This is a genomic window from Vibrio hepatarius (assembly GCF_043642085.1).
Classification (GTDB): Bacteria; Pseudomonadota; Gammaproteobacteria; order Enterobacterales; family Vibrionaceae; genus Vibrio; species Vibrio hepatarius_C.
In genome coordinates, this window is sequence record NZ_JBHZSA010000003.1 from 461,893 (window position 1) to 485,046 (window position 23,154).

Annotated in this window: 29 protein-coding genes; 16 read left to right on the forward strand and 13 right to left on the reverse strand. The window is 44.6% G+C overall.

The window, feature by feature from the left end; all coding sequences use genetic code 11:
• Positions 1–74: 74 nt before the first annotated feature.
• Both ACHUFZ_RS08225 and ACHUFZ_RS08230 read right to left on the reverse strand, forming a co-directional pair.
• Positions 75–1,046, reverse strand: a complete 972-nt coding sequence (locus tag ACHUFZ_RS08225) for a ParB/RepB/Spo0J family partition protein (protein WP_394126737.1) — start codon at positions 1,044–1,046, stop codon at positions 75–77.
• Positions 1,047–1,053: 7 nt separating this feature from the next.
• Positions 1,054–2,271, reverse strand: coding sequence for a ParA family protein (locus ACHUFZ_RS08230; protein ID WP_134834941.1), 1,218 nt, complete (start codon positions 2,269–2,271; stop codon positions 1,054–1,056).
• A 1,228-nt stretch (positions 2,272–3,499) separates the two neighbouring features.
• On the opposite strand from ACHUFZ_RS08230, the gene ACHUFZ_RS08235 reads away from it, so the two are divergent.
• Entirely contained in the window at positions 3,500–5,470 is a 1,971-nt protein-coding gene (locus ACHUFZ_RS08235) for a replication initiator protein RctB domain-containing protein (RefSeq protein ID WP_053439343.1), read from the forward strand.
• 329 nt (positions 5,471–5,799) lie between these two features.
• Here the strand turns inward: ACHUFZ_RS08235 and ACHUFZ_RS08240 are convergent, their stop codons facing one another.
• The 3 genes from ACHUFZ_RS08240 to ACHUFZ_RS08250 are packed head-to-tail and all read right to left on the reverse strand — an operon-like array spanning position 5,800 to position 8,062.
• The gene (locus tag ACHUFZ_RS08240; protein WP_394126738.1) at positions 5,800–6,288 is read right to left on the reverse strand and encodes a transcriptional regulator; all 489 of its coding nucleotides are present in this window, start codon (positions 6,286–6,288) and stop codon (positions 5,800–5,802) included.
• Positions 6,285–7,217 (reverse strand): ABC transporter ATP-binding protein, encoded by a 933-nt coding sequence (locus ACHUFZ_RS08245; RefSeq protein WP_394126739.1) that lies wholly within the window; start codon positions 7,215–7,217, stop codon positions 6,285–6,287. Before ACHUFZ_RS08245 ends, ACHUFZ_RS08240 begins: the two co-directional genes overlap by 4 nt.
• Entirely contained in the window at positions 7,214–8,062 is an 849-nt protein-coding gene (locus ACHUFZ_RS08250) for an ABC transporter ATP-binding protein (RefSeq protein ID WP_394126740.1), read from the reverse strand. The genes ACHUFZ_RS08245 and ACHUFZ_RS08250 overlap by 4 nt, the downstream gene beginning before the upstream one ends.
• Before the next feature lie 360 nt (positions 8,063–8,422).
• Between ACHUFZ_RS08250 and ACHUFZ_RS08255 the strand changes: the two genes are divergently transcribed.
• From ACHUFZ_RS08255 to ACHUFZ_RS08265, 3 genes are all read left to right on the forward strand, one after another.
• Positions 8,423–8,620, forward strand: coding sequence for a PA3496 family putative envelope integrity protein (locus ACHUFZ_RS08255; RefSeq protein ID WP_394126741.1), 198 nt, complete (start codon positions 8,423–8,425; stop codon positions 8,618–8,620).
• Between the two features lie 164 nt (positions 8,621–8,784).
• Complete coding sequence (locus tag ACHUFZ_RS08260; protein WP_134834936.1) at positions 8,785–8,994, forward strand: DUF3283 family protein; 210 nt, start codon at positions 8,785–8,787, stop codon at positions 8,992–8,994.
• A gap of 94 nt (positions 8,995–9,088) precedes the next feature.
• The gene (locus ACHUFZ_RS08265) at positions 9,089–9,805 is read left to right on the forward strand and encodes a YebC/PmpR family DNA-binding transcriptional regulator (protein ID WP_053439337.1); all 717 of its coding nucleotides are present in this window, start codon (positions 9,089–9,091) and stop codon (positions 9,803–9,805) included.
• Positions 9,806–9,850: 45 nt separating this feature from the next.
• Here ACHUFZ_RS08265 and ACHUFZ_RS08270 read toward each other — a convergent pair whose 3' ends face one another.
• Positions 9,851–10,087 (reverse strand): DUF2798 domain-containing protein, encoded by a 237-nt coding sequence (locus ACHUFZ_RS08270; protein ID WP_134834935.1) that lies wholly within the window; start codon positions 10,085–10,087, stop codon positions 9,851–9,853.
• Between the two features lie 82 nt (positions 10,088–10,169).
• Between ACHUFZ_RS08270 and ACHUFZ_RS08275 the strand changes: the two genes are divergently transcribed.
• The 3 genes from ACHUFZ_RS08275 to ACHUFZ_RS08285 all read left to right on the forward strand — a co-directional run bounded on the left by ACHUFZ_RS08275 (position 10,170) and on the right by ACHUFZ_RS08285 (position 12,681).
• Positions 10,170–11,075 (forward strand): LysR family transcriptional regulator, encoded by a 906-nt coding sequence (locus ACHUFZ_RS08275; protein WP_394126742.1) that lies wholly within the window; start codon positions 10,170–10,172, stop codon positions 11,073–11,075.
• 35 nt (positions 11,076–11,110) lie between these two features.
• Positions 11,111–11,842, forward strand: coding sequence for an SDR family oxidoreductase (locus ACHUFZ_RS08280; RefSeq protein ID WP_394126743.1), 732 nt, complete (start codon positions 11,111–11,113; stop codon positions 11,840–11,842).
• Between the two features lie 239 nt (positions 11,843–12,081).
• Positions 12,082–12,681 carry a Fic/DOC family protein gene (locus ACHUFZ_RS08285; RefSeq protein WP_394126744.1) on the forward strand — a complete coding sequence of 200 codons (600 nt, stop codon included), beginning with the start codon at positions 12,082–12,084 and terminating at the stop codon, positions 12,679–12,681.
• Here the strand turns inward: ACHUFZ_RS08285 and ACHUFZ_RS08290 are convergent.
• Both ACHUFZ_RS08290 and ACHUFZ_RS08295 read right to left on the reverse strand, forming a co-directional pair.
• On the reverse strand, positions 12,678–13,340 hold the full coding sequence (locus ACHUFZ_RS08290) for a cupin domain-containing protein (RefSeq protein WP_394126745.1): 663 nt from the start codon (positions 13,338–13,340) through the stop codon (positions 12,678–12,680). The two genes, ACHUFZ_RS08285 and ACHUFZ_RS08290, sit on opposite strands and share 4 nt — an antisense overlap.
• Positions 13,341–13,411: 71 nt before the next feature.
• Complete coding sequence (locus ACHUFZ_RS08295) at positions 13,412–14,179, reverse strand: SDR family NAD(P)-dependent oxidoreductase (RefSeq protein WP_394126746.1); 768 nt, start codon at positions 14,177–14,179, stop codon at positions 13,412–13,414.
• 103 nt (positions 14,180–14,282) lie between these two features.
• Between ACHUFZ_RS08295 and ACHUFZ_RS08300 the strand changes: the two genes are divergently transcribed.
• Positions 14,283–14,624 (forward strand): winged helix-turn-helix transcriptional regulator, encoded by a 342-nt coding sequence (locus ACHUFZ_RS08300; RefSeq protein WP_394126747.1) that lies wholly within the window; start codon positions 14,283–14,285, stop codon positions 14,622–14,624.
• Positions 14,625–14,658: 34 nt separating this feature from the next.
• On the opposite strand, the gene ACHUFZ_RS08305 is transcribed toward ACHUFZ_RS08300, so the two are convergent.
• The 3 genes from ACHUFZ_RS08305 to ACHUFZ_RS08315 all read right to left on the reverse strand — a co-directional run bounded on the left by ACHUFZ_RS08305 (position 14,659) and on the right by ACHUFZ_RS08315 (position 16,700).
• Positions 14,659–15,906 (reverse strand): leucine-rich repeat-containing protein kinase family protein, encoded by a 1,248-nt coding sequence (locus tag ACHUFZ_RS08305; RefSeq protein WP_394126748.1) that lies wholly within the window; start codon positions 15,904–15,906, stop codon positions 14,659–14,661.
• Between the two features lie 107 nt (positions 15,907–16,013).
• Complete coding sequence (locus tag ACHUFZ_RS08310; protein WP_394126749.1) at positions 16,014–16,385, reverse strand: hypothetical protein; 372 nt, start codon at positions 16,383–16,385, stop codon at positions 16,014–16,016.
• A gap of 9 nt (positions 16,386–16,394) precedes the next feature.
• Entirely contained in the window at positions 16,395–16,700 is a 306-nt protein-coding gene (locus tag ACHUFZ_RS08315; protein WP_394126750.1) for a monooxygenase, read from the reverse strand.
• A 127-nt stretch (positions 16,701–16,827) separates the two neighbouring features.
• Here ACHUFZ_RS08315 and ACHUFZ_RS08320 point away from each other — a divergent pair, with 127 nt between their 5' ends.
• The 7 genes from ACHUFZ_RS08320 to ACHUFZ_RS08350 all read left to right on the forward strand — a co-directional run bounded on the left by ACHUFZ_RS08320 (position 16,828) and on the right by ACHUFZ_RS08350 (position 21,041).
• Positions 16,828–17,721, forward strand: a complete 894-nt coding sequence (locus ACHUFZ_RS08320) for a LysR family transcriptional regulator (RefSeq protein ID WP_394126751.1) — start codon at positions 16,828–16,830, stop codon at positions 17,719–17,721.
• Between the two features lie 174 nt (positions 17,722–17,895).
• Positions 17,896–18,453 (forward strand): sugar O-acetyltransferase, encoded by a 558-nt coding sequence (locus tag ACHUFZ_RS08325; protein WP_394126924.1) that lies wholly within the window; start codon positions 17,896–17,898, stop codon positions 18,451–18,453.
• Between the two features lie 107 nt (positions 18,454–18,560).
• Positions 18,561–19,070, forward strand: coding sequence for a DUF2301 domain-containing membrane protein (locus tag ACHUFZ_RS08330; RefSeq protein ID WP_394126752.1), 510 nt, complete (start codon positions 18,561–18,563; stop codon positions 19,068–19,070).
• A gap of 173 nt (positions 19,071–19,243) precedes the next feature.
• Positions 19,244–19,801: an outer membrane protein gene (locus tag ACHUFZ_RS08335; protein WP_394126753.1), complete on the forward strand. Its 558-nt coding sequence runs from the start codon at positions 19,244–19,246 to the stop codon at positions 19,799–19,801.
• A gap of 58 nt (positions 19,802–19,859) precedes the next feature.
• Positions 19,860–20,234, forward strand: a complete 375-nt coding sequence (locus ACHUFZ_RS08340) for a hypothetical protein (RefSeq protein WP_394126754.1) — start codon at positions 19,860–19,862, stop codon at positions 20,232–20,234.
• A complete protein-coding gene (locus tag ACHUFZ_RS08345) occupies positions 20,183–20,578 on the forward strand; it encodes a hypothetical protein (RefSeq protein WP_394126755.1) in 396 nt (131 codons plus the stop codon). The genes ACHUFZ_RS08340 and ACHUFZ_RS08345 overlap by 52 nt, the downstream gene beginning before the upstream one ends.
• 31 nt (positions 20,579–20,609) lie before the next feature.
• Positions 20,610–21,041 (forward strand): hypothetical protein, encoded by a 432-nt coding sequence (locus tag ACHUFZ_RS08350; protein ID WP_394126756.1) that lies wholly within the window; start codon positions 20,610–20,612, stop codon positions 21,039–21,041.
• Positions 21,042–21,096: 55 nt separating this feature from the next.
• On the opposite strand, the gene ACHUFZ_RS08355 is transcribed toward ACHUFZ_RS08350, so the two are convergent.
• Positions 21,097–21,996, reverse strand: coding sequence for a DMT family transporter (locus ACHUFZ_RS08355; protein ID WP_394126757.1), 900 nt, complete (start codon positions 21,994–21,996; stop codon positions 21,097–21,099).
• 120 nt (positions 21,997–22,116) lie between these two features.
• Between ACHUFZ_RS08355 and ACHUFZ_RS08360 the strand changes: the two genes are divergently transcribed.
• Positions 22,117–22,599, forward strand: a complete 483-nt coding sequence (locus tag ACHUFZ_RS08360) for a MarR family winged helix-turn-helix transcriptional regulator (protein WP_394126758.1) — start codon at positions 22,117–22,119, stop codon at positions 22,597–22,599.
• A gap of 71 nt (positions 22,600–22,670) precedes the next feature.
• Here ACHUFZ_RS08360 and ACHUFZ_RS08365 read toward each other — a convergent pair whose 3' ends face one another.
• Positions 22,671–23,108: a GlcG/HbpS family heme-binding protein gene (locus ACHUFZ_RS08365; protein WP_394126759.1), complete on the reverse strand. Its 438-nt coding sequence runs from the start codon at positions 23,106–23,108 to the stop codon at positions 22,671–22,673.
• Between the last annotated feature and the right edge of the window lie 46 nt (positions 23,109–23,154).

Sequence of the window (23,154 nt, forward strand, 5' to 3'; positions counted from 1 at the left end):
AGTTACGTTTATGGCTATCATTATGACATAAAAAAAGCCGCTAATAAGCGGCTTAATGAATTTCAAATTATCGATTAATTGAGTTTAGTTGCAACCAAATCCAAGATTTCTTGCATTAACTCATCATCAACTTTCTTAAGATTGAGCGTTAAATTAGAGCCCTTACGCGTATAGTTCGCACGCCCCTTCACCAACTCTTTCTTCGCCGAAGGCGCTTTCTTCGCAGGTGATAACTCTTCAACCCAAGCTTCAATCGTTTCCGTCACTTCTTTTGTAATGCGAGCAACGCCGTGAGATTCGCTACGTTGCCAAACAAAGCCCTCTTCCGAGCGACATTTTTCAAGTAATTGGGTGCGCTTATCTTGCGCTAGCCCGTTAAACTGTTTATGCAATTTAACGATCGTCGGTCGGCCAAGCTCTGCGACATTCGGGTACGCTTGCAGAAGCTCTAGTGGTAAATCTGCCGCTTTTAATGCGCCACTCACCAAAGCTTCACTGCACTGAAACATTTTTGCTAATGCTTTTTGGTCTTCAGCTTCGCCACTCTCAAGTTTGGCTAGCATTTCTTTGCCCTTCTCATAAAGAGAGAGTGGCTTGTGCGCGTTCGCAACGTCAGAAAGGAACTTAGCGTGTTGAGTGCTAATGTTCTCACCAACGTAAATCAGGAACTCTTTATCCGCCAGAATACATGACATACGACGACGGCTACCATCGAGAACCTCGATTTTGCCATCTTCACGTTTACGGCCAACCGCTGGGTATTGCTGACCACGCTCTTTTAGCGTAACCAATACATCTGACAGCGCATGTTCATTTAGGAAAGATTGCTCACGTGCGTTCTCTGCGAATACAACCGTTTGTTCAGTCACTTTATCTGCAGGAATTCGAACTAATTCGAATTGCACTTTTTCTTCGCCGGCAACCGAAAGTTCAATAACCTGAGCTTGGTCTTTAGCCGCTTGCTGCGCTTCTTGTGGTGTCGTTACGTGGCGTTTGTTCGCCTTACCAAATAATCTTGCGTTTAAATCTGAAGTCTTAATTGCCATCTTCTAATTACCCCTGATTTAATGATGTCCAGTGACTGTGCAGTACACGCTCAACTTCAAGCGCACTCTTTTGTACTGCATCTTGCGCGGTCGCGAGTGTTTTCTTACCGCCTTCAAAATCACCTGTGGTCAGATCAAATACAGTACTGTAGGTATCTGCACATGTTTCAAATGCTCGGCTACGTGGAATGGTCGCCATTGTTACCTGATCACCAAGTAAGTAGTTCATTTCCGTCAGCACCGCAACTTGCTTCTTATTGTCATCTTCAAACATGGTTGGCATCAGACGAACAAACTCAAGACCTTGCCAGTCTTCTGGGAACATCTCGTACACTGTCGGTAAATGCTGGAAGAAGTTAACCGTTGATGCCCAGTCCAAACGTTTCGCTGCACAAGGAATAAGTAGCGCATTCGATGCGTACATTGCGTTCCAAACTAGTGGGTCGACGTGCGGGCCTGTATCGATCATGATGATATCAAAATCATCAGAAATCTTATCAATTAGCTTCTCTTTAAGTAGCTTAACAATGTCTAGCGATTGATTCTGAGACAGATGTTGCCACGCTTCAGCATTAAACATCGCATCTTCAGGGAATGCAGAAACGGTCTTCAGATTTGGATACTGAGTTGGCAACAATACATTCTTGTTGAGGAATTCATTGTCAACGTCTACCCCTTCCGGCACGTTATCAAGCATAACGTCAACGGCAGAATAGATATTTTCATGATCGGTGAGGCTGATTTGCGGATTAAGGAATAGACGCAATGAGCCTTGTGGATCTAAATCTATCAAACAAATGCGGTAGCGTTTATCTAGGTTTAGCGCTAGACATGCCGCCAAATGCACCGCTGTCATCGATTTCCCCGTACCACCCTTCTGGTTCTGTACGTTGATAATCCAAGGTTTATTGTCACCATTTTTCTTACGTTGATGGAATTTAGGAACACCCGCGGCATCCATCAGCATATGCGCTTCTTCAAGAGAAATGGAGTAATGGTTAGCATTGTTCTTAGTGAACTGATGACCAGACTCTTCTAACTTACTGATCGCATCATCTAGTTTACGACGCGTTAAACCAGAACGTGTTTCCATCAATGCTTTCGACATCGGTGGGAAATGTTCGTCGCTGCGCTCTTCTAAAACTATCTCAATGCGATCTGCTTGAACCTGAGCTGTTTTTTCAGCGAGTTGAATGAGACTCTCTATCGTATGTTCTCGTTTCATTTGCCAAATTCCGTTATTAATGACTTAGTTACGATTGTACAGCATTTCAAACCATAGACAATAAAAAGGTGCACACTCAGTTATAGATAAACATCACATAAAATTGAGTTTTGACATTAATTTGATTGAATTGAGGATTAAACAAGCAAAAAATTGACTCAATTTTACATTGATAACGCACTACAAAGTGAAAAATATTAAAAGTGTCACAGTGTCACTTATTTACAATGTAAACATAACTCTCAGTCATGAACCTCGGAACGATTAAGATAAGCCACTAATTTACGGACGGTGTAATTTCGATTTTAAAAGTGAGAATTCATCACTCACTCATCTCCTCCAATAACAGTAAAACACTGGTACATATTTACCTTACTCGCGTTTAGATTGGAAGCATGATCAAGGGAAGCATCATGATCATGCTTCCTTATCAAATTGCTTGTTTAGGAACGATGATCAAGGGAATTTCATCGCATCTCAGAGCCTTACTCGCGGTAAATTGAAAAGATCCAAGATCGGAAAAATGATCAAGTGTAAATCAACACCGGAAGCATGAAAATTTCCGGCTAAATTACGGATGAATGTATATGGAGTGGGAGATTAGGGCAATTTCAACCAATTCGGTTACACATCTTGACCAACATAGGAACAGCACGCCTTATAGGGCCAATCATCATGATCATGCTTTCGAAACTATCGGACAAGCTCAGCTATGTGGACAAATTAAAGCGGGTGTTCATTGAATCTTTGATTCGATTACTATTTCACCACTTATTGGATATCAGAGCTTGATCCTTGATCATTCTTTCGCGACAATATCAGCCAAGTTAACTTGAAATAATTAACCAGAACTTCCTTTTCTCATTCTGCTTGTGGATAAAGTGTTAGAAGATGATGATCATGCTTTCAGAGGCACATTGATCATTGATTCGAGTTCACTATGATCATCGTTCTTACGATTTTTGATCATGCTTTCAATGGTTTATTGATCATGCTTTCGCTTCAACCATGATCATGCTTTCCAAGCTTTAAAAAAATAGTTCTTTATAAACAGTACCTTACAAGCATTTTCTCGCCCTGATCAATAGATCATATAATCAATAAAGATCAGATTAATCAAAAAGATCAGTTATTTAAAAGCAATAATTTTTTCTTTATTTATGATCTTTTTTTCTTTATTCTTTCGGAACTATAGCGATATTACGGCTAGTGTGACACGGATCTAATAATGAGCTCAGACGAAAAACTGCTGATCAAAGCGCCAAGAAGCCACAAAGATGGACACTTATTTGAAGTTTCTGAAATGGCGGTCAACTGGATTGAACAGTACCAACACTTCAAAGGCGTTACGAAAAGTATCGTTGAACTTCTTAATTTAATCTCACTTCGAGGCTTTAGCAGCAAAGATGGTTTAGTTTCTACCACAGAGCTTATTGACGCCACTGACGGCCAAGTAACTCGTGCTGCTATCCAACAACGTCTGCGTGCCGCGGTAAATATTGGATTATTTCAACAAGTCCCAGTTCGCTTTGAAGAAGGGCTAGCGGGCAAAACCATGCTGCACCGCTTCGTTAACCCAAATCAGCTTATTTCAGTATTAGGAGCCACGAGCTTAGTTACTGAGACTGTTAAGCAAAACGCTAAGCAAAAACGCTCAAAAGCGTTGGCACAGACACAAGTCAACAAACGCCTGCTTAACGAATACGGTTTGAATACGCCACCAGCTATGCGTGATGAAGCAGATCAGTTTGTCGTTTCTCCGACTAACTGGGCGGGCATTATCGATCAAGCATTGGCGCCGCCACGTACGCGTAAGAGTTATCAAAAAAGTATGGTGTCGATCTCAGGTACACGCGCAGTGATCGAGACACGATCTTCCAAGAGCATTATGACAGTGGATGATCTGATGACACTGTTTGCGCTGTTTACGCTTACCGTGCAATACCATGAGCACCACCAGCATCAATACCAGCTCGATGGAACGCATGTACCGAATAAAACCCCGCTCTACATCACGGATATTCTTTCATTGCGTGGCAAGAAAGACAGTGGCCCTGCTCGCGATTCAATTCGCGATAGTATCGACCGTATCGAGTTTACCGATTTCCAGTTGCATGAGTTAACAGGGCGTTGGTTAAGCGAGAACATGCCAGAAGGCTTCAAGAGCGATCGTTTTAGATTTTTGGCCCGTACCATCACTGCGTCGGAAGAAGCGCCTACAGAGGGCGCTGACGGCGAAATACGCATTAAACCGAACCTATACATCCTAGTGTGGGAGCCATCGTTCTACGAAGAGCTGCTGACACGTGATTATTTCTTCCTATTTCCGCCAGAAATTTTGAAGCAGCACACCTTGGTATTCCAGTTGTACAGTTACTTCCGTAGCCGCATGTCTCGCCGCCACAGCGATGTGATGTTACTGAGCGAGTTAAATCAGAAGTTGGCGCGCAACATTGAATGGCGTCGTTTCTCAATGGATCTGATCCGCGAGCTGAAGAAACTGTCCGAGAACAAAGGGACTGAAGATCTTTTTGTTGTGAACTTATGGGGTTATCACCTAACGATCTCGACCATGGTTGAGAATGGAAAGATCAAGGATTACCAGTTCGATATTAAGTGTGACGCTGAAGAAGTCCTGCGTTACTCACGAGCACGAACCACCAATGCGGGTAAGCGCAACATGGCACCAACTCTGCCAAACCCATTGCGCAATGAGATGGTTTCCAAGAAGCAGCTCGAAGAGATGTCTCAGATCATCGATGGTGAGTTTGAGCCGATACAGCGTAAAGAGCGTTCACCGAAAGGCAATTTAGGCCGTCGAGTGAAGCAACGTAAACACCTGGTAGAGATCAACGCTGACGAAATTACCATTACTCTATCCAAATATACCTCCTCAGAGGCTCTAGAACGCTCTATAACGGCTTTGGCTGCGATGACAGGGCATTCCCATAGCTCAATTCAAGAAGAGTGTCTGGAGCTCATAGACAAGCTTGATTTCTTGAGAGTCGGTGATCAAGTCATTCCTTACGAAACATTAAGTAAGTTGATCGAGCTCTACAACGCCCAAAGTGAGAACAAACACCTGTCGATTGAGCGTTTGATTGCGGGCTTAGCGGTGCGACGTAAAGTCTGTAAGCAAGTGTTTGAAGGCCATTTGGATGAGACGGTATTCCGAGCACTGGATGAAGTCGCGGTATAGCGATAAAAATCATTGAGATGGAAAAAGCCAGCGTGAAAATGCTGGCTTTTTTGTGTTTGGTTACCTTGTTAAATACCCTGTTACACTCTAGGGACAACAAGACAAAGCTACTACATTCCCCTGACAGTTCACTGACATTGCAGGTAGGGGAGTTGGATAATATTTATCCCGAATAGACAACCTTTTGTCCTTTCTGATGAATGGGGGGTAGGATTATCCCCGATAGATTGGCTCATATTGTTACATTCATTCTGAATATTTTGCGAGTTCTCTGAACTCGCTTTTTTTTGCCTAAAATTCAGTAACTAGTGCTAGTGTTCGGATTTGGGCTAATGGAGCGATGAATTCCCTTGATCATAGTTCCTAAGATCACGTGCTTGAGGTTCATTCCATGCGTGACTCGCCATAAACTGGACATGGCTTTCAATCAGCTGATGGGACTCTTGCTGCCAATCTGAGCGCGTTTGTTGATTACAAAACTCTAAGCTCAATACCGCAAGATGCTGTAAGCGTTTCATACACCAATCTTTTAGCTCTAATTCACTTGCAGGCTTTGATACAACCTGCTGAAGCTTGCTGTAGGCTAACTGCAGATATTGGAACGCTTTTTCTGGATCACTATATTGCGCGTGATGAAAGATACGCAGGCAACCATCTAGCCAGCAGGCGATGGCCTTACTTTGAATATCAGTGATCACCGGCCCCCACACACTGTCAGGCACCGACAGGATCAATGATTCCAGTTGATTGTCTTGATCATGCTTTCGAGTTTCGTACCACTGACTTATTTGATCTACCCACGCACCCAGTTCACTCATGCTGCTTTAACCCGATGTTTTACAAAGTGGTTTGGACCAACCTGATCAAATCCTTCTTGTACAATCGCACTCTGCTCGCGAATCTGATCGGCATCTATTGAATAGTTTGGTTCACTTTTGACTAAGTTACCAAATGGCAGATCAGGATCGGGTACCGCCGAGATCAGAAGCTTAGTATAAGGATGTTGCGGATCGGTTAAGATCGCTTGGGTGTCTCCCCATTCGACAATCTGTCCTTTGTACATCACGGCCGTTTCCTCTGCGATGTAGTGGGCGGTCGCTAAATCATGGGTGATGTACAAAAAGCCAATCCCTAGCTCTTTTTTCATTCGCTGCATCAGGTTAAGCACACCTAAGCGAATCGAGACATCCAGCATTGAGGTTGGCTCATCGGCTAAGATGACTTCTGCTCCAACGGCTAAGGCTCGGGCGAGGTTTACACGCTGTCTTTGACCGCCACTCAGTTGGTGGGGGAACTTCTCAAGCGTATCGGGCGCAAGTTCCACCAGCTCAATCAATTCTTTCAACTTGGCCGGAATATCGGCGTTACTGGCGACTTGATTGTGGATTTTAAGCGGACGAGTGAGATGATGGGCGATGGTGTGAGTCGGATTGAGCGAACCAAACGGGTCTTGGAATACCATCTGAACTTTACTGCGATACTCTTGAAGATCTTTGCGGCTGGTGATCTGATTAATATTACGTCCATTGAATAGGATCTCGCCTGAAGTCACTGGGTGAACTTTAGTGATCAATCGAGCGCAAGTGCTTTTTCCACAGCCAGATTCACCCACCAGCGCCATTGTACGGCCCTTGTGCAGATTGAGCGTGATCCCTTGTAGAGCTTTGAAAGTATCGACTGAAGAGAAACCACCGCCAATGTTGAACTCTTTGACTACGTTGTTGAGTTGAATGATCGGCTCGCTCATGCCGTGGCTCCTTGGGTTTGATGTTTAGCTTCATGGATATTAGGGAAAGAGGCCCAAAGCTTTTGCGTGTAGGCGTGTTGCGGGTTATTACGAATGTTTTTCGACTGATTCACCTCGACAATCTCGCCATTTCGCATAATAGCAATGCGGTCACACAGCTGGCTCATCAACGCTAAGTCGTGGGTAATGAACAGTACGGAGAAGCCAAATTCTTCACGCAGTTGGTAGATTTGTTGCAGGATTTCACGTTGAACGACCACATCAAGTGCCGTAGTAGGCTCATCCATGATAATGAGCTTAGGATTCAATGACAGCGCGATGGCGATGACCAAACGCTGGCGCATCCCGCCACTAAATTGGTGTGGGTGCTCGGTTAAACGTTCGCGAGGGATATTAACCAAGTCGAGGAGCTTTTCAGCGCGATCTTTCGCTTGTTGCTCGGTCATTCCTCGGTGATGACGAAGTACATCAGCAAACTGCTCTTGAATTGGAAGCACTGGATTGAGCGAGTTCATGGCACTTTGGAACACCATTGCAATTTCACTCCAGCGGATAGCGGTAATGGCTTTATCCGACAGACGCAGCAGATCTTGTCCTTCGAAATGAATTTGTCCGCCAGAGATAAACGCTGGCGGCTTATGCAGACGGTTAATTGCAAAAGCGATGGTGCTTTTACCGCAGCCTGACTCACCGGCTAGGCCAAAAATTTCGCCTTTGCCGATATCGAAACTCACTGAATTGACGGCGCGAAAGTCACCTTTGTCTGTAATGTAATCGACGCACAAATCCCGTATTTGAATAATCGGATCTGGATGAAAAGCATGTTGCTTTGAAAATTCACTCATAACTCTTACCTAAAATACAAAAGAGAATGATTATCATTAATGCTTATTTTGTGAGTGGAAAGAAGTAAGGTTGAAAAGGGTGAACTCACTCGAAAAATCTTGCTGTAACCAAGAAAGTCGCTGCGAGGAGAGGGAGACATCTTAGTGGAAAAATGAGAGCCGGATCGACTTCATTTCCTAGCGGGTAATCCTTTAAATGTACTTCGCTCATTGAGGCTGCGCAAAAGTTATTTATACAAAAAACAGTAAGAGTTTCGGAACTATTAGCACAATCACATTCTCGGACTAAAATTCTTAACAAGAGGCGAAGAGTTTTGCTACAGATTAGTCGTCCCTAGCATGGTTTGTTCGGAGGTATTTATGTCCATTAATTCTATTGACCATGATGAAATGAGTAAGATTGCTGGCAAGTGGGACTTCACGGAAGAAGTTGAATCACAAGCGCCATCAAAGGGTGTTAAATCTGCTGAAGCTCGTCGTCGTATTGAAGCATTAAGAGAGATTCGTGAAAGCGGTTTAAGCATCGAAGAAGCAAAAGAGCTGGGCTTATTGCACTAGTCTCGCCTTACGATAGCGATTACCTAGGGGTGGCACAGGAATGCCACCCTTTATTTTTGGTATTTTTTTGATCTATTCCGTCCCACAACCGCGGTTTCTCTCTCTACTTTGCTTTTTGGTGTGGTATATTCCCAAACCATATTTTTACAGATTTGAGCTTTTGTATGTCGATCAACCTATCTATGCTTCCAGCGAGTGAGAAAAACAAGATTGAACTTGATAAACAAGCTTCGTTTTTAGTTTGGAAATTACGTGAAGCCAAGGCTGTGCCTGACGAGATTGATCAGCAAGCCGCTAAAATTGTAGATGACGCAGAAAAAGCCTTGTTTTTAGAGTCTGTAGACAAATATAAGCGAGTAATGGGCGTAGCTTAAATACGTCTCTTTTCTCTGCAAAGGTGAGAAATTGAAAAGCTCACACGTTTTGCTAAAATCCTTCGCAACAAATTGAATTAGAGAGAACATCCCGATGGGAAGAAGTTTTGAAGTGCGCAAAGCCTCAATGGCGAAAACTGCAGGCGCAAAAATTAAAGTTTATTCCAAATACGGTAAAGAAATTTACATGTGTGCTAAGAACGGTGGCGGTGATCCAGACATGAACTTGTCGCTTAAGCACCTGATCACTAAAGCGAAAAAGGACCAAGTTCCTGCACACGTTATCGACAAAGCGATCGATAAAGCAAATGGTGGCGGCGGTGAAGACTACGCACCAGCGCGCTACGAAGGTTTCGGCCCTGGTGGTACAAGCGTGATCGTTGACTGTCTAACAGACAACGGCAACCGTACTTTCCAAGATGTTCGCCAATGTTTTGTTAAATGTGGCGCGAAGATTGGTGTTGAAGGTGCTGTTTCTCACATGTTCGATCACCAAGCGGTATTCCAGTTCAAAGGCGAAGACGATGAAGCAATTCTAGAAACGCTAATGATGGACGACGTTGATGTGACTGACGTTGAACTTGAAGATGGCGTGATCACTGTATTCGCTCCTCACACTGAGTTCTTCAAGACTAAGACTGCACTGAACACAGCATACCCAGACCTAACTATGGATGTTGAAGAGATTACTTTCGTACCTCAAACTCACACTCCAGTAGCAGGCGAAGACGCTGAGAAGTTCCAGAAGTTCTTGGACATGCTAGATGATTGTGATGACGTACAGCAGGTTTATCACAACGCTGAGCTATAATTGATAGCTGAAAATTAGAAAACCGAGCCTTAGTGCTCGGTTTTTTTATGCCTGAGAAACAGAGTTAGGTCCGGCGAGCCAGTTGGAGAGCTTACGAATCTGTGGCAATACCGTTAGATTCAAGACAATCGCTGCTGGCCATGCGAGTAGAAAACTATCTAGCCATATCGCTGGCCAATCACTGCTGAAACCAAGTTTATAGCCAGAAATTAGACCAGACATAATCACTGCCATGGTAAATGATGAAAGGAAAGCGGAAATCCAAAAGTGTTTGCGGCTCATAATGTGTCCTCCTCGGCTGTTGTTTTGTTGTAAATAAGGATATAACTAACCAATAGTGAAAAAAACATCCAGGATTAGAACCATGAGTTCCATATTTGGAAACATTGATGATCTCTATCTGTTTTGCTGTGTGGTGGAAGAGGGCTCATTGCTTGCCGCATCAAAGAAGTTACACCTTCCCGTTTCTACTATGTCTCGCCGCTTATCTGCTTTAGAGCAGCGCTTAAACACGCGATTGTTAGAGAAAAAAGGTAGGGAGCTGGTCGCAACTCAAAATGGATCTGAAGCGTTTGAGGCGCTACGTAGTGGCATGGAGTCGATAGAGATGGGCTTTGGCCAGATGGTGACTGAAACGCAAGAGGTGTCAGGGAAGATCAAACTCGCTATTCCTCATAACTTTTACCGTGCCTTTATCGGAGAGGTCGTTGAGCAGTTTCTTATCGATTACCCCAAAGTCACGTTGGATCTTATTTTGAGCCAGCAACAGGTTATTCCTCAAACGGATCGGGATCTGTTGATCACATTCGATTTGTCTGAAATGGATGAGATGATCGCACGGCCATTGTTTAAAGCAAGGCACGGCTTTTTTGCCAGCCCCGATTATCTTTCTAAGGTTGGGGAAGTTACAAGTCTTGAGCAACTTGTGGAGCTCGATTGGGTAAGTGTCGATCATACGACAGAACTTGCTATCTATCAGGATGAAGCCTTGATTGATGTGATTAAGGTGAAGCCTAAGCTGGTGGTAAATGATATTTTTGCAGTATGTGGCGTCGTAGAGAAAGGATTGGGTGTCGCTTCGTTGCCGTTTCGTCACGTTCATGATGGAATGAATATGGTACGTGTCTTACCGCAATATCAACGTAGTGTTCGCGAGGCATACATCGTTTATAAGCAGAGACAGTATCAACCTAAGGCTTTAAGTATATTGGTTGAACGTATCATTGCTAGTACCGACAAAATGAAAGAGCCAACCCGTTTTACAGTGTAAAGCGCACGAGATTAACAACAGAAAGGAATCATTGAATGGAAAAAGTGGTCATTGTGACAGGGGCTAGCCGTGGCATCGGCGCTGAGACAGCTAAATTATTAGCCTCGCAAGGTTATTGCGTATGTGTGAACTACCTCAGTCAGCATCAACGTGCTGCGCAAGTGGTGGATGAGATTGTCACCGCAGGTGGTGAAGCTTTTGCTGTTCAAGCTGATGTCTCGAATGAAGCGCAAGTCACCGCTCTGTTTGAGGCTGTGCAGGAGAAATATGGCACGGTGACGCACTTGGTCAATAATGCTGGCATACTCTTCACTCAGTCCAAATTATGCGATATTGAGCTAGAACGCTTTCAAACCGTCATGAATGCAAATGTGACGAGCTGCTTTCTGTGCTGTAAGGCGTTTCTTCGCCAATCGGGTACTAAGAGTGCCATTGTTAACGTTTCTTCGGCAGCGTCGCGTCTAGGCGCTCCATTTGAATATATCGACTATGCGGCTTCAAAAGGCGCAATGGATTCCTTAACCAAAGGTTTATCGTTAGAAGTGGCAGAGCAAGGCATTCGCGTAAACGGTGTAAGACCGGGGTGTATCTATACAGAAATGCATGCTGATGGGGGAGAGCCAGATCGTGTTGATCGCCTTGCTTCCAGTCTACCTCTGAAACGTGGCGGGACCGCTGAAGAAGTCGCACAATCCATCGCGTGGTTGCTTTCGGATCAGGCTTCTTATGTGACTGGTAGTTTTATCGAGTTAGCGGGCGGGCGATAACTCCCTCGCTGAGGTATGAGCTGCTCTGTGCGTAAAGTAGAAGCGGCTCATATTGTGGGTTACACTTGAGACAGATTAATAAGCAGAGGTAAGCATGTCCAACTCATCTTCTGAATCGGTGACTCGAACAAAAAAAACGTTCGTCCCTAAAGCGGATAACTTTAAAGTGAGCCTTAAGTACGAGGGGATGTCACTCAAAGAAGACAAACGTCATTCTATTGAAGAACTGAAAAGGAAATATGCACGATAAGTATGGTGTCTTTCATGATAAATACTGTTACGCAGGCACGGATGTTTTAATTAACTTATTAAACCTACGTGATGGTGAGGAGCTGATAGAGGCGGAAATCGCTTTTACGGCGGAGCGTTATCGTACTTATCAAAGTCATGCTACTAAGATCGAAGATTTTACCCTTTCTCATTTTAAATACCTTCATTTCTACCTTTTCCAAGACCTTTTTGAATGGGCAGGCGACATTCGAGAGGTTGATATCTCCAAAGGCAACACTCGTTTCTGTACAGTGCCCAGAATCGAAGTGGAAGCGGAGAAACTGTTCCAGCTAATCCCTAAATTGAAGTTAATACAAAATCGTGATGAGCTGATTAATCAGGTCGCCTCACTGTTTTGTGAAATGAATTTGATTCACCCGTTCCGAGAGGGGAATGGGCGAGTACAACGGTTTTTCTTTGAAGAGATGATGTTTGTGCTTGGCTATGATCTGAATTGGCCTGTCATTACTCAGCAGCAATGGGTTGAAGCCAATATCGCTGGCGTTTACCTCGACTTAGAACCGTTAAAAAGTATCTTTCGCCAAGCGATATCGGAACTTGCAGATTAAGCGCTTTGAATTAAGGGCAAGTGTCCAGTCTTAACTAAAATAATGGTTTCTTGCTCGACAAATGGATAGTGTTCGCTCATATGTGGGCTACGCATCCAACTCCCTTTAGGATACTGGCCGTGCTCATCGGCAAACTGACCGGATAACACCAGTATCTCTTCACCGCCGAAATGTCGATGAGGTTGAAAACGTTCACCCGCAGGCCATTTTACTAAAGCGACATGTTCATGCTCGAATTCGTGCAATGGCATCACTTCCAAGCCACCGATACCTGGTAACCAAGCTTGCTCAGCAGTATTGAGCCTGATTGAGGCATTATCACGCTGATCAAACTGATTGAGTTTGACAAAAATAACGCAGCCTTGCTCACTAAATGGTGCATGTGAACTGCCCGGAGGGTTACGAATATAAGTGCCAGCTGGGTAGTCACCATGTTCATCGGAGAAGATACCTTCTAGGACAAAGATCTCTTCACCCATAGGGTGTGGATGAGTGTTAAAGCGTGAGCCTGCATCGTAGCGGACAATGCTGGTGGTATGGCCTGATTCTGCCTCTTCACGCTCTAAGGGTTTACGCCACACCCCGTTGGCAGGGCTCGCCACCCAAGGTTCATCATGGGTGCGAATCACAACTCGCTCGGCAAAATTCATGTTGAGCATATTCTTTTCCTTTGTCTATTTGGAGGCAGCAGCAAGCGGCTTACGGTGACGATTTACGTCACCGTATAAAGTTAGTTTCGACCTGCGATCACGCCGCCGTCAACATCCCAAATGGCTCCTGTTACCCAACTTGCTTGATCTGAAAGTAAGAAGCAAATGCTGTTAGCGACATCGGAAGCGAGTCCCACTCGACCGATTGGGTGGAAGTCGTTAAATCCATCGAGCGCTTGATCGACTTCTTTTGGATCGATAAATGCCTCATAGATTGGTGTTTTCACAACCGCTGGAGAGACAGCATTGACGCGAATATTGTCGTCAGCCAACTCCATTGCTAGATGCTGCGTCATCGCATGTAACCCCGCTTTTGCCATCGAGTAAGCTGATGACGGTGTCGCTTTGATGGCTTGTTTCGCCCACATGGAACCAATATTCACAATGCTACCAAATTGGTTCGCAATCATGTTTTTTGCTACCGCTTGGGTAATTTTGAATATCGCTCGATTGAGATCATGGTATAGGTCGTAATCTTGCTCAGTGTGCTCAATAAAGGGTTTCGGATTAAAGTAACCTGCAGCATTGACCAGATAACTGATAGGCTGAACCATGGAATCGATGTTATTGATCAAGCTAGCAACCGAGTCTGCGTCATATAAGTTGGCTTGGATCGTTTCTACTTTACCAAGCGGAGCGAGCAGAGTTTGTGCCTTTTCCAGCTTTTGTTGGTTGTTGCCAACGATGATTACTGGGATCTGGTCTTCCAATAGTTGTTTGGCTGTTTCGAAGCCCATGCCACTTGAGCCACCAATGATGAGTGCAGTACCTTGATTGTTGTATTTCATTTTCTTGCTCCTGATTGATTGGGACGTGCTAAGATTAAGAGCAATCTAAATGTTTGAATAGTAAGTACAAATCGGTAGGGTAGGTACTTTTTGGTACATCTTTATGAATAACAACGAAAAACTTTTTTCAAGAAAAACGGCGCCGCAAAATAGCGCTCGTATGGTAGAAGCCATTTATGGGTGTAAATGGTCATTAACCGTATATCAGTTGCTTTCTGCTGGGGTAAACCGTCCGGGAGAGATGGTGCGAAATGTTGAGGGGCTGTCGACAAAGGTGCTCAATCAATGCCTAAAGCGCAATGTTGAGTTTGGGATTTTAGATAAAGTGGTATTTAACGAACTGCCGCCAAGAGTGGAATACCAAGTCACCGAATTTGGAGAGAAATTTCTAGCGATTCTCGACCAGTTGGAAGCGCTACAGCAAGAAATTGACGACAAAGCATGAGCGCTATGAGTGTGCGCCCATGCTCACAACAAGCTTATCCTGCAATTAACGCTAAGTTGCGTAATGACTGATATGCCGCTGTTTGGGTTTCGATTGGCTTGCAAACCGACAGTAAGTCATCAATAAAGTGAGACAGAGCGCGAGCTTCGACTTTACGTACACCACGTTGCTGCGCTTCACTTAGGTAGTCATACACTGACGCTGCCCCGAAATCACCAAAAATCATTTCACCTTGATCATTGATCAGCACATTATGCGCGTAGAGATCGCCATGACAGACCTTATTGGTGTGCAGGTGATTAAACACATCCATCATTTGATCGACGATCTTTTCAATTTGCTTCACTGAAAGCGTAAAGTCGGGCTTAAACACATCGCGAGTACAGGTTTCCAGTGTCGGTGGCAGACCTAGATTAAAGTAATTAGCTGGGATGAGCTCCATCACCAGTGCAAGGTAATTCTCTTCATTTACCTGACCAATCGATTTGACTAAGTTTGCATGCTGGCCTGTTTGCAAACATGCTTGCAGCTCGTCTTGTGGATAGCCATCACTGGTCACTTCGCCTTTAAAGACTTTAATCGCCACTTCGCTCGGAAAATCAAAGTCTTGATTGGTCCAGTTTGCATGAGAGATCACCCCAGATGCGCCTTGACCCAATACTTGGTTCAGTTGGTAGCTATCAGACGACACCAACGGCACCGAACTGGTGTGCGTTAAGCGTTCACAGAAAGGATTACCGGCAAAGGCCATCCACGCAAGTTTAGGCAGCTCCAGTAGCACCTCAGGGAAAAATTCTAGTTGGTTAGCCGATAAACGCACAAGCTCAAGGTTCACTAGGTTAGCGAAGCTCTTCGGTAGCGCCTTAATCTTGTTACCAGCTAAGGCAAGTTTCTGTAAACGTGGGCGATGACCTAGTGATTCTGGCAGTGTTTCAATTTGGTTATCGGTTAAAATCAGCCAACGTAACTGTTCTGGCAGAGATTCTTCGGCAACACGGACGATTTGGTTGCTTTTAAAGCCGACCATTTCTAATGCGCGACAGCGGCCTAGAACCAATGGCAGGCGAGTAAAGCGGTTGTTGGATGCAAACACTATCTTAAGTTTTGGTAACTCAGTTAGCCATTCAGGCAGGTCTGTCAGCAGGTTATCTGACACATCTAATATCTCTAACGAATCGGCTAAAGTTAGAATTTCGTGTGGAAGTTCTGTTAACTGCTGTGAAAGCTTCAGTCGTTGAATGCCTTTAAGCTCACCATTGTTAAGTTGTTCTAGTGTGTGCAAACCGTCTGCCTATCTCTACTCGTAGCTGAAAAAGAGAGCGCATTCTACTCAGGTTGGCTGAGAAAGGCGAGCGGGGATTTTGCGCTTCAAACAGGAAGCGCAAAACATCATTGTTGTTTGAGCTGACGATAACTCAGCAAGGTCAATAGGGCGAAGAACGCCGGATCGCTCCAGCCGAAACCGACGAAAATCCCGGTGATTCCTGCATACCCGGTAATGATCACGCCGAGCCCGTTGGCGACAATTAGCGCTTTGAGCAACTGCGTTACTGTCTGTGAGTGATGTATATCTCTAACAAACAGGCTTATCGCCGCCATGCCACCGAGAAAGATACTGGTGTGTTGCGATAAGAAGTAAGCGTACTGATCCTTAATTTCTACGCCGTACATTGGCCACATCAAGCTCGGAATGAAAAACAGTGCAAAGGCAAAAGCGGTGTAGATACTGCCATGCAATGTGAAAAAAGCTTTGTTGGTCATGGTCGCTCCTTAACGTCCGAGTGGACCTTGGTTGATTTCCGTCAGTGGTTGGTTTACATCGAAGATAATCCCTCTTACCTCAGATACTCCCATCGCTTTAAGTCTAGCGGCGTGCATCTCTAGATAGTTTTTTGCACTCACTTCATCTTCAAATAGGTAGATACCGCCGCCTAATTTTTCTGATTCGCTTTCTGTCCAAATTTTCCACACTACACCGGGCTCGTGGTTGATGGACTCAGCCAGCTCAACCAGTGCGCTAGACATCTCTTCACCCATAGGGCCGTGATATTCAAAATCGACTTGTAGTAGTTTCATTTCATCTTCTCCGTTGTCTGTTGTGAACGCCTATTGCTGTTCGATGGAGAGATTATTACCTGTATGAATTGAACAAAAAAGTTCATAATATTGCGTATATGTGTCTAAAAAACTGACAGGTTTGGCGATGAGATTGAAAAGCACGCTAGAGCAATGGTTGACGCTTCAAGAGGTCGACAGCGCGGGGAGTATTCAAGCGGCAGCGGCTGCACTGAATAAAAGCCATACCACGTTAATCTACGCGATTAAAAAGCTTGAAGAGCAGCTAGGCGTCAAGCTGGTGGAAGTGAAGGGTAGGCGAGCCGTGGTCACTGAGCATGGTAAGTCTTTACTTCGCCGGGCGAGCAGTATGCTAGATCAAGCCAGAGAACTAGAGGATCTGAGCAAGCAGATCTCTGCTGGTGTGGAATCGGAGATCACCGTTGCGATGGATCACTTATGTAATCCGAGCCTGCTGTATCAACCGATGGCGCAATATCTACAAGGTAACAGCATTACGTCCATTCAAGTAGTTGAAACCTCACTCAGCAAAACCACTGAGATGGTCACCAACGAACAAGCCGATATTGCGATCATTACGTTACCAGTGACTAACTATCCAGCACAGGCGTTTGCGATGACGAGTATGGTGCCCGTTGTTTCTAGTGAGCACCCACTTGCGCAGCAAAGCAGTATTTGCATGGCTGATTTTGCTACGCTCAGCCAGATTGTGGTGCGAGATCTTGGTGCGAGCAGCTTAGACTACCGTGAACAAAACGTCGGTTGGTTAAAAGCAAATCAACGCATCACCGTCGACAACTTTGACCATGCGTTTAGAGCGGTTGAGCAAGGCGTTGGCTTTTGTCGCCTTCCTGAGCATATTATCGAACAAAGGAATCGTGGTCAGTTGACGGTGTTAAAAGTAGAGCAAAATGGCAAGTATCAAGTACCTTTGCATATCACTCTGCCCAAAGGCGCTAAAACCGGTCCTGCTGCCAAGTGTTTTTATGAACTGCTGCTAGAAAATGCAAAGCAGTCATAATAGAAACCGTATCAATCATAGAAGTGAGTAATTACTGACAACCCTCTATTTACGATTGAACTGCGCAAAAAGTGATGGACTACACGGGACAATAATTTAGTTGTTTTAGGCGATCACAAACTGAGATTGATATGCGATATTCGCCCCAAATACTCAATACTTTTGGTAACAATGATGAGAACTGAAAAAGAGAAGATGCTGGCAGGAGAACCGTATGACGCTTGGGATAAGCAGCTGTATAGCGAGCGTATTCAATGTCGCAAGACGTTACAACAGCTCAATAACAGTACCCCTGATAGCGATGAGTGGCGAGCTGCAATTGACAGTTTGATACCAGATTCGCAAGACGCTTATCTTGAGCCGCCATTTCGCTGTGATTACGGCTCAAACATCAAGGTAGGTAAAAACTTTTACGCTAACTTCAATTGTGTTGTCCTTGATGTGGCTGAAGTGCATATTGGCGATAACGTGCTCTTTGCACCTAACGTACAGATTTATACTGCGGGTCATCCATTAGATGTAAAAGGCCGAGTTGAAGAAGGCGTCGAATTTGGTACTCCAATAACCATAGGCAACAACGTATGGTTAGGCGGTGGTGTGATTGTTTGTCCGGGCGTCACCATTGGTGACAATAGCGTTGTTGGTGCAGGCAGCGTTGTTACTAAAGATGTTCCTGCTAACGTAGTTGCAGCTGGGAACCCATGCTGGGTGATTAAGCCTATCGAGCAATAAGCTTGTCTGAATGGTATGGGCTAGCGACTGAATATTAGACGCGAGAGCTTTACAGTGTAAAACGACAATTTAAGCTTGGTGAAAATAGACATACGTAAGGAATTGTAATGGCTGACCCACATATTAAATCCCCCATGGATGCACTGGATCATCTTACGGTCATTGTCTATCGACTTGGCTTTACACTCGCGTTTCCTGTTATTGCACTGCTGCCGTGGAACCTTGGTTTTCCGATTGAGAAGCTTGTCTTTTTGAGCGCAGTAATGTGTGCCTCATCGCTGCATGTCTACAGCAAACCGTTTCGTTTATTGCTCCAGTTCGCGACCTGGATAGGCATACTTTGTTTTGTGTCTGGTTGGACAGCGATCGGTATCGGCGGCGCTTTTATTACCTTAGGTGGCCTCTGTTATAAAGAGTACTTCTGCTTCAAGGTTCCTGGCTTACAGCTGCAACCTCTGATCCTTATGGGGTTATGGTTTTGCATGATGTTTGATGCCGATGTTGCTGCAAAGATACTCGGCGCAATATCAGCTCTGCTTTTCTTGGTCACGAGTGTTTATAAATGGAGAATGCCACGCTATTTCGATATTGGTGATAAAGCAAAATATGATGTCTAACAAAAGAATTTAAACGATAAGAGAGCCGCACTCATGAGTGCGGCTTTTTTGTTTATCTGCCCATTCCACTTACACGCCCTTACAAACCCCTACATTTTCAGGTGATATATTTCTTTGCAGATTAAGTGCCGAGTCGAGCACAAGCAAACAATATGACCAAGAGAAAAAGCAGTATGAAAAAATCAATCATTACATTATCTATTATTGCATCAACGCTATCGGGTGCAGCTTTTGCACACAATGGTTTCTATATTGGTGCTGCCTATTCAAAAATGGGTTACTCAGACTTATTAACTGGAATTGAAAAAACGGATACACGTAACGGCTACTCAGTAAATGCAGGTTATGACTTTGCGTTTGGTAACTTTTTTGTACTGGGCGCGGAACTTGAGTATAAAGATTTAGGTGGAATGACTGGTACTTTTATACAGCCAAGTTGGAGTTACACACTGGATATGACATCTGTGGGCGTAAATGTGATGCCTAAAATGTACTTTGGCGATAAGTTCAACATCTACGCAAAAGCGGGTCTGCATACTTTTAGCATTGACCAAACTGTTACAACTACATCTAAGCTATCTCAATCAGACAGTGACTCCAGCATGGTTTGGGGCCTTGGTCTTGGTTATGACTTTACTCCACATATTTCAGCGCAAACAACCTATGAAGTGGTAAATACGGATGCTGGCTCAATCGGTTCTGCAAATGTTGGTCTGAGATACAAATTCTAATTAGTTAATTCATAAAATTTAAGCCGTCTTAAATGGGCGGCTTTTTGTTGGAATAAGTATGAGAAAGTTAGTTGTTACTTGGTTATCTACCCTCGCTCTTTTGGGTTGCCAAGATGGACATATTGATGAAGATAAAGGGGCCAAAAACAACGGAACTGGTTACACTCCTCAAGTCATTACTGAAGCGAATAGTGCAATTTTCAATTTAGTTGGCGATGATCGCCAAACCTATAAAACTGAAAACTTGGCTCGATTGACCACGTTTGCAAATGACAGGATTTTGAGCGCCCTAGGTGCGAAAAACGTTAATGATCTGATTATGATTGCTGAGCAAGCTTCAATAAACGGAACAGGAAAAAAACACTTTCTAATGGAGATACGGTGGATTTGGAGGTCTATGCTGTCGATTCATCTTCAGGGCGCCTTTCGCTAACCATCGAAGGTAAGACTGATATTCTGACGATAAATCCGCCGAACCTAATTGAGTCGGAATTCGGGACTAAAGCAGCTTATTTTCCGAGGGGCAAAATAGAGGTCTTTTCGGTGGTTAACATCGACACTGTTCAATCAATCAGTTCATTTTTTGTTAAAACGGATAGCGACTTGTATTCGGTGGATATTGAGCAAGGAAAAATCACTTATTTGCATTACGATGATCGTGCAATCTATTCGAGTAGAATTGAGTTTTACAGCAACGCTTCTCAAGTAACCTACGCGATAGGGGGCGAGTATCTGGACCTTTCTTATAATCAACGTACAGATACATTAACCCGTTGATAACGTTAACTATGAAGAATGGAGACTATCTATGACCAAGCCGGAGCAGCGAACTTTTATGACTAAATATTTAACCTTAGCTATCTGGCTAGTAAGCTTTGGGTCAGCAGCGCAAGACTTGTGTTTGGAACAAGAAACGGATGAGTTTTCATGCAAGCTTAAAACCAAGCTAGTTTCGGTATGCTCCGTTGACAATCTTCAGATTTATCGCTTTGGCCTGCCATCTAAGATAGAGCTTGAACTGAGTTCTGAGAGCGCGATTGAACATTATGGATTCAGTGGTGGTGGCGAGCGCGTGATGACGTTTAACAACGGTCAGTATTCGTATGTTGTCAATTCTCGCACTGTTAGAACCGAGTACGTTGTGGGCGGCTGGAACATTGAAACATCAGCGGATCTCATTGTGAGCCGCAATGATGAGACAGTGGCTCACTGGGAATGCTCAGAAATATATACTCGTTGATTATTATCCACTCTTGGTAATAAAAAAACCGCGCTAATTAGCGCGGTTTTTTTGTTTATTGGGTCTGACATTCGGCAGGAGCGGGTCGGTTTTGTCTCAGTGCAAGTATCGCCTGTGGCAGTAATGACATCACAATCATGCCGATCATCAAGCTGTACTGGAATGGGGTGAATGACTCACCAAGTAATACTAAACCAGTAACAATACCCGCGATTGGGTTAGCGATGCCGCCGAACGTGAAATCAACCACTGACATACGTTGTAGTAGCCACACATACATGCCGTAGCCAAGAGCGGTGTTTAACCCAACCACCCAAAGCAGGCCAGATAGGTTTCTCATCGAGAAGTTGTCTGCGATCGCTAGGTAGGTTGCAGGCTGTGATATCGCTTGTACAGAGGCTGCAATCGATAGGATTACGCCACCTAAAATCAACTGCCAAGTCAGTACCGTCCACCAGTGCATGCGATCGCCAAGAGACTTGGTAATCGAACTACCCACCACAATACACATAATCGCGGCGAGCATTGCGCCTAAGCCAATAGGATTTAGGCTGATAGAGCTAGGATCAAACAGCATCCACGCTAGGCCGATTAGCGCAGCTCCACTTACAGCTTGAATAATGCCTGGGCGATGCTTGTTGATCAGCCAGTTATAAAGCATGGCGAACACAGGGACCGAGATCATACCGACACCTGAAATTGCCGAAGGTAGCGTCAACGCCATCACAAAGATCAAACCGAAGAAGGTTGCGATGTTGATTAACCCTAGGGTAAATAGGATTTGCCAATCGCCCTTTTTCGGTAGGCTTGGTCTAAATACCAATAGCAGCAGTCCCGCTGGCAGCGCACGAATTGCGCCCAGCAATAGGGGAGGCCAGTCCGCAAGAGTGTATTGCGTGACAGCATAGGTGGTTCCCCAAAAGAACGCCGGTATCATGGCTAATAATATATTCATAGGTACTTATCTTTACGTTAAGATACTTTTGTGGTGAATGTACGCCTAAAATCGATGTTTGTAAAGTATCTTTATGTTAAGATACTTAGAACGACATTTTGTTACTGGAGACAAATTTTCATGGATGCTATTGAAAGAGTAGTTGAGCAGTGGGCTAAGGAAAAGCCAGAGTTAGATACTGAGCCAATGGCCATTATGGGCCGTTTGATGCGTATCGCTAAGTATATGGAGACGGAAGTTGCTCAGTTACACAAGCGCTATGATTTGAAGCTGGGGGAATTTGATGTCCTGGCGACTTTGCGTCGAAGCGGAGAGCCTTTTTGCCTTACCCCGTCAGAATTGATTGATTCGATGATGCTGACATCGGGTGCAATGACCAATCGACTCGATAAGCTGGAAAAGAAACAACTGATTGTCCGTGAACACAGTAAAGAAGATCGCCGCAGTGTTACTGTTCAACTGACTCAAGATGGCTTCATTCTGATTGATAAGATTATTGAAGAGCATGCCGCTGTGCAGGCTAAGCTTGTTAAAGGAATGAACACAAACCAGAAGAAGCAGATCAATACCTTGCTAAAGGGTTGGCTGACCCAATACGAATAACGCAGAATCAAGATTAAAAAAACGCCCTCAATTGAGAGCGTTTTTGTTGGTCGGTAGACACTAGGAAGTTACTAAGAGGGCGTTTCATCGCAATAGAGTTGTGCGTGGTCGATGCCACCAAGGGCGCAGCTCTCATCAATATCTGACAGATCGCCACTTACCCCCACGGCACCCAAGATGTTTTGCTCGGCATCTCGGATCAATAAGCCTCCCGGAACGGGAACCATATTACCGTGTGCAAGAACATTAACAGCAGAGATGAATGCTGGTCGGTTATCGGCATCTTGCGCCAGCTTGCGTGAAGAACAGCCGAGTGCGAGTGCTCCCCAAGCTTTGGCGATAGCGATATCTGGGCGCATCATACTGGAACCATCTTGACGTTGGAGAGAGATGAGCTTTCCGCCACTATCAAGGACAGCAACTGTCAGTGGTGCGCTTTTGGTTTTTGAACCGGCTTGAAAGGTGCCGTCAATGACACTCAATGCTTGGTCTAGAGTTAAACTTCCCATGTTATCTCCTGTTGTGTGCTACCTTTCGGGCTCACAGAGCCCTCAG

What these genes read in the sequence shown, in the direction of transcription:
- ACHUFZ_RS08225 (WP_394126737.1), bottom strand. Translation starts at nt 1,046, where the DNA reads ATGGCAATTAAGACTTCAGATTTAAACGCAAGATTATTTGGTAAGGCG.
- ACHUFZ_RS08230 (WP_134834941.1), bottom strand. Translation starts at nt 2,271, where the DNA reads ATGAAACGAGAACATACGATAGAGAGTCTCATTCAACTCGCTGAAAAA.
- ACHUFZ_RS08235 (WP_053439343.1), top strand. Translation starts at nt 3,500, where the DNA reads ATGAGCTCAGACGAAAAACTGCTGATCAAAGCGCCAAGAAGCCACAAA.
- ACHUFZ_RS08240 (WP_394126738.1), bottom strand. Translation starts at nt 6,288, where the DNA reads ATGAGTGAACTGGGTGCGTGGGTAGATCAAATAAGTCAGTGGTACGAA.
- ACHUFZ_RS08245 (WP_394126739.1), bottom strand. Translation starts at nt 7,217, where the DNA reads ATGAGCGAGCCGATCATTCAACTCAACAACGTAGTCAAAGAGTTCAAC.
- ACHUFZ_RS08250 (WP_394126740.1), bottom strand. Translation starts at nt 8,062, where the DNA reads ATGAGTGAATTTTCAAAGCAACATGCTTTTCATCCAGATCCGATTATT.
- ACHUFZ_RS08255 (WP_394126741.1), top strand. Translation starts at nt 8,423, where the DNA reads ATGTCCATTAATTCTATTGACCATGATGAAATGAGTAAGATTGCTGGC.
- ACHUFZ_RS08260 (WP_134834936.1), top strand. Translation starts at nt 8,785, where the DNA reads ATGTCGATCAACCTATCTATGCTTCCAGCGAGTGAGAAAAACAAGATT.
- ACHUFZ_RS08265 (WP_053439337.1), top strand. Translation starts at nt 9,089, where the DNA reads ATGGGAAGAAGTTTTGAAGTGCGCAAAGCCTCAATGGCGAAAACTGCA.
- ACHUFZ_RS08270 (WP_134834935.1), bottom strand. Translation starts at nt 10,087, where the DNA reads ATGAGCCGCAAACACTTTTGGATTTCCGCTTTCCTTTCATCATTTACC.
- ACHUFZ_RS08275 (WP_394126742.1), top strand. Translation starts at nt 10,170, where the DNA reads ATGAGTTCCATATTTGGAAACATTGATGATCTCTATCTGTTTTGCTGT.
- ACHUFZ_RS08280 (WP_394126743.1), top strand. Translation starts at nt 11,111, where the DNA reads ATGGAAAAAGTGGTCATTGTGACAGGGGCTAGCCGTGGCATCGGCGCT.
- ACHUFZ_RS08285 (WP_394126744.1), top strand. Translation starts at nt 12,082, where the DNA reads ATGCACGATAAGTATGGTGTCTTTCATGATAAATACTGTTACGCAGGC.
- ACHUFZ_RS08290 (WP_394126745.1), bottom strand. Translation starts at nt 13,340, where the DNA reads ATGCTCAACATGAATTTTGCCGAGCGAGTTGTGATTCGCACCCATGAT.
- ACHUFZ_RS08295 (WP_394126746.1), bottom strand. Translation starts at nt 14,179, where the DNA reads ATGAAATACAACAATCAAGGTACTGCACTCATCATTGGTGGCTCAAGT.
- ACHUFZ_RS08300 (WP_394126747.1), top strand. Translation starts at nt 14,283, where the DNA reads ATGAATAACAACGAAAAACTTTTTTCAAGAAAAACGGCGCCGCAAAAT.
- ACHUFZ_RS08310 (WP_394126749.1), bottom strand. Translation starts at nt 16,385, where the DNA reads ATGACCAACAAAGCTTTTTTCACATTGCATGGCAGTATCTACACCGCT.
- ACHUFZ_RS08315 (WP_394126750.1), bottom strand. Translation starts at nt 16,700, where the DNA reads ATGAAACTACTACAAGTCGATTTTGAATATCACGGCCCTATGGGTGAA.
- ACHUFZ_RS08320 (WP_394126751.1), top strand. Translation starts at nt 16,828, where the DNA reads ATGAGATTGAAAAGCACGCTAGAGCAATGGTTGACGCTTCAAGAGGTC.
- ACHUFZ_RS08325 (WP_394126924.1), top strand. Translation starts at nt 17,896, where the DNA reads ATGAGAACTGAAAAAGAGAAGATGCTGGCAGGAGAACCGTATGACGCT.
- ACHUFZ_RS08330 (WP_394126752.1), top strand. Translation starts at nt 18,561, where the DNA reads ATGGCTGACCCACATATTAAATCCCCCATGGATGCACTGGATCATCTT.
- ACHUFZ_RS08335 (WP_394126753.1), top strand. Translation starts at nt 19,244, where the DNA reads ATGAAAAAATCAATCATTACATTATCTATTATTGCATCAACGCTATCG.
- ACHUFZ_RS08340 (WP_394126754.1), top strand. Translation starts at nt 19,860, where the DNA reads ATGAGAAAGTTAGTTGTTACTTGGTTATCTACCCTCGCTCTTTTGGGT.
- ACHUFZ_RS08350 (WP_394126756.1), top strand. Translation starts at nt 20,610, where the DNA reads ATGACCAAGCCGGAGCAGCGAACTTTTATGACTAAATATTTAACCTTA.
- ACHUFZ_RS08355 (WP_394126757.1), bottom strand. Translation starts at nt 21,996, where the DNA reads ATGAATATATTATTAGCCATGATACCGGCGTTCTTTTGGGGAACCACC.
- ACHUFZ_RS08360 (WP_394126758.1), top strand. Translation starts at nt 22,117, where the DNA reads ATGGATGCTATTGAAAGAGTAGTTGAGCAGTGGGCTAAGGAAAAGCCA.
- ACHUFZ_RS08365 (WP_394126759.1), bottom strand. Translation starts at nt 23,108, where the DNA reads ATGGGAAGTTTAACTCTAGACCAAGCATTGAGTGTCATTGACGGCACC.